The sequence below is a fragment of the Sphingomonas sp. genome, assembly GCF_036387595.1.
Taxonomy (GTDB): Bacteria; Pseudomonadota; Alphaproteobacteria; order Sphingomonadales; family Sphingomonadaceae; genus Sphingomonas.
Window position 1 is genome coordinate 1 of record NZ_DASVTL010000018.1, and the last position, 2,299, is coordinate 2,299.

A 2,299-nucleotide genomic window follows, 5' to 3' on the forward strand; every position below is an offset into this window, starting at 1 on the left:
TCGTGCAGGCCGCGAGCGCCATCGCAGTGGTAACGGCAAGAAGGTGCTTGGTCGACATCATCGCAAATCTCCATTGACTGCCGGCGTCTTTGCGCCTGGGCAATGCAGGTACGGGGCGACACCGCGATAGTTGCGTTTGCCTTCTCACGTCAGGGCAGGCGCGCTTCCGCCAGGATGTCGGCGAGGAGCTGGAAGTCGCGTTCGCGCGGGGAGGCACGGCGCCACACCAGCGCGATATGGCGCATCGCGTTGGGCGCATCGAGCGGCCGTGCGATGACGTTGGTATGGTCGAGAATCCCGCCCTTCAGCGCCATTTCCGGCAGCATCGTCACGCCGAGACCGTTATCGACCATCTGCACGATGGTGTGCAGCGACGTGCCAAGCATCGTCGCCTCGGCACGCAATTCGGGCCGATTGCACGCCGACAGCGCGTGATCCTTCAGGCAATGCCCGTCCTCGAGCAGCAACAGCCTGGTCTCGTCGATCAGGGCCGCGGGGATCATCGGCGGTGCGCTCGGCATGTCGGGGGGCTGGTAGGCGACGTACAGACGGTCGTCGAACAGCGCCTGGCTCGCGACCTCGCCGCACGCGAACGGCAGGGCGAGCAGCACGCAATCGGTGCGGCCGTTGTGCAGCCCTTCGCAGGCGGGGCCGCTGGATTCCTCGCGCAGGTAGAGTTTGAGGTCGGGATAGTCGGCACGCAGGCGGGGCAGGATCCGCGGCAGCATGAACGGCGCGATCGTCGGAATGACGCTCATCCGCATGTCCCCCGACAGCGGCCGTCCGGCTGCACGCGCCATGTCGCCCAGCTCCTCCGCCTCGCGCAGCACGCGGCGCGCCTTGTCGGTCATCGCCTCCCCGAGCGGGGTGAAGCGGACCACGCGGCGTGTACGTTCGACCAACGTCACCCCGATCAGCGTCTCCAGCTCGCGCAGACCTGCCGAGAGCGTGGACTGGGTCACGAAGCATGCCTCCGCGGCACGCCCGAAATGGCCATGGTCGCGGAGCGCGATCAGATACTGGAGCTGTTTCAGGGTGGGCAGGTAGGTCGCGGCCATGGGGCCGGTCCCTAGATCATCCAGCGTGGTGGCGCATCACCGCATTCCACAGGCCGAACAGGCTGGTGATCGTCAGGATGATGCCGACCAGGAACATCAGCCGCTTGGGCGCGATGCGTTTCGCGAGGATCGCCCCGACCGGGGCGGCGATCGTGCCGCCGATCAACAGGCCGACCGTCGCGATCGTGAACGCCGCCCAGCCGAGCTGCGTGATGAAGGTGATCGAGATGGTGAGCGTGAGGAAGAACTCGGCGGTATTGACGGTGCCGATGGTGGTCCGCGGCGATGCGCCCTGAACCAGCAGGTTCGACGTGACCACCGGTCCCCAGCCGCCGCCGCCGGCCGCGTCGAGGAAGCCGCCGATCAGCCCCAACGGCTCGACGATCTTGGGCTCGCGGATCGTCGGCGGGTAGCGCAGGGACCGCCACAGCAGGTAGACGCCGATCGCCGCGAGGTAGGCGAGGATGAACGGCTTCGCGACCGCGGCGTCGATGTTCGACAGCAGATACGCACCGCAAACGCCGCCGATCACGCCCGGGATCATCAGCCGCAGGAACAGCGTCCAGTTGACGTTGCGGTGAAGCGCATGGCTGATCCCCGACACGGCGGTGGTGAAGGTCTCGACGGTGTGCACGCCGGCGGACGCCGCGGCCGGCGGCACCCCGATCCACAGCAGCATAGTGTTCGAGATCACCCCGAACGCCATGCCGAGCGCACCATCGACGACTTGCGCCGCGAAGCCCACCGCGATGAACGGCAGCAGGGCGGAAAAGTCGAAATTGCTCAGCGCGTCCAAGTCGATCTCCCGGTGACCGTGTCGATGTGGCGCACCCGAGCAAATCCGACAACAAAGATAGACTTTACTCGGTCGCGGTCATGCGAGGCCCGCTTCTAGTAATCCGCCCGTCTAAGGACTAAATCCCGCACTTGCGCGTAGGGGACCGCCGATGGCGAATCGTTTGACTGCCTATCTCGATTCGATCCGCGCGCGCGATCCGGCCCCGCATTCCCGGCTCGAGGTGCTGACCTATCCGGGCGTATGGGCGCTCGCCTGGCACCGGGTGGCGCACCGCCTGTACACGGCGCGGCTGTTCTTCCTGGCGCGGCTGGTCAATCACCTGTCGCGGATGACGACCGCGATCGACATTCATCCGGGCGCGACGATCGGGCGCAACTTCTTCATCGACCACGGCTTCGTGGTGATCGGTGAGACTGCCGAGATCGGCAACGACGTCACGATC

The 2,299-nt window shown here is 66.3% G+C and carries 3 protein-coding genes; 1 reads left to right on the forward strand and 2 read right to left on the reverse strand.

Features of this window, described 5'->3' with window-relative positions; translation table 11 throughout:
• Positions 1-149: 149 nt before the first annotated feature.
• The gene (locus VF643_RS00780) at positions 150-1,058 is read right to left on the reverse strand and encodes a hydrogen peroxide-inducible genes activator (RefSeq protein ID WP_331041454.1); all 909 of its coding nucleotides are present in this window, start codon (positions 1,056-1,058) and stop codon (positions 150-152) included.
• A 16-nt stretch (positions 1,059-1,074) separates the two neighbouring features.
• A complete protein-coding gene (locus tag VF643_RS00785) occupies positions 1,075-1,854 on the reverse strand; it encodes a sulfite exporter TauE/SafE family protein (RefSeq protein ID WP_331041455.1) in 780 nt (259 codons plus the stop codon).
• Positions 1,855-2,005: 151 nt separating this feature from the next.
• Here VF643_RS00785 and VF643_RS00790 point away from each other — a divergent pair.
• On the forward strand, positions 2,006-2,299 hold a 294-nt coding region (locus VF643_RS00790), incomplete at its 3' end, for a serine O-acetyltransferase (protein WP_414713756.1).